A 1163-nucleotide genomic window follows, 5' to 3' on the forward strand; every position below is an offset into this window, starting at 1 on the left:
CTTTCCAGTTCGTCCTGATTACGTGCCGGCAAGCCCATGCGAACCTGATGTTTCAGATCACAATTCAAATACTCGTCAGGGTTCAACTCCGGGGCGTAGGCCGGCAAGAAGAACAGTTCGATTTGCTCTTTGCGGTCGCCAACCCAGGCGCTCACCTTTTTGCTGTGGTGTACGCGCAGGTTGTCGAGAATCAGGAACACCTTGCGGCCCTGAGCATCGCGAATCAGGCGACTCGGGAAGCGAATCAGCACTGGGGCTGTCAGCGTTTCCCGATACAGCATGAAGCGCAGTTTGCCCCGATTGGTCACGGTGGAAATCATGTTGGTGGAAAAACGACTGCCGCTGACCAGGCGCACCGGCGTTTCGCCAATAGGGGCGTAGCTGCGGCCAGCATGGCTGTCACTGCGCATACCGGTTTCGTCGCCCCACTGAATCTCACCATTCTCAGCCCTGGCCCGCTGTGCGATGCGTGGATATTCATTATCCAGCCAGTGCTGAACCACTTCAGGTTTCTGCTGATAAGCCCGATGCAGTGGGCGCTGCGGGGTGTAGCCCCAACGCTTGAGGTATTCACCAACCGTTCGAACCGGCATGAGAAAACCACAGCGCTGGCGGATCAGTTCTCGCACCGCATCACGCGTCCAGAGCGCAAAGCCGAGCTTGAGTTGGTCGGGCATCTTATCGGTCATCAAGGTGCGAATCAGCACTTCCTGGCTGGAGCTCAAACTGCGGCGATCACCCTGGCGCACACCACGCTGGCCGCCGGCAATGGCAGCCTTTTCGCCTTTATGTTCTGCGACCTGCGCCCAGTGAGCAATAGTGCGGGGGTGAACACCAACCGCTTCGCCAATAGCCTTGTAGGTGTAACCCTGCTCACGCATGCGTAGGGCCGTGGAGCGCTTTTCACGTTGTTCTTGGGGGCTGAGTTTACGGGCATCTATTTTCATGGAGACAGATTATCTAATATGCCCTATTTATTTGCCAGGTTAATATAACGAACAGTTAACCATAAGGAATAATCTGTAGGATAAGTCGTCTACCTGCTATTTACAGCGCCATAGTTGACGAATAAAAATAGCCCTCCAAGCAGCAACCACTGTTCAATTCAACCTGAAGATTAATTTTTTCGGAGAATACAGAATGGCCAGCGAAAACTACGCGAT

Annotated in this window: 1 protein-coding gene; it reads right to left on the reverse strand. The window is 54.0% G+C overall.

The window, feature by feature from the left end; translation table 11 throughout:
* On the reverse strand, positions 1-947 hold a 947-nt coding region (locus tag ASU03_RS18615; protein WP_057833254.1), incomplete at its 3' end, for an IS630-like element ISPa47 family transposase.
* Between the last annotated feature and the right edge of the window lie 216 nt (positions 948-1163).

Origin of the sequence: Colwellia sp. TT2012 (genome assembly GCF_001440345.1) — a bacterium.
GTDB lineage: Bacteria > Pseudomonadota > Gammaproteobacteria > Enterobacterales > Alteromonadaceae > Colwellia.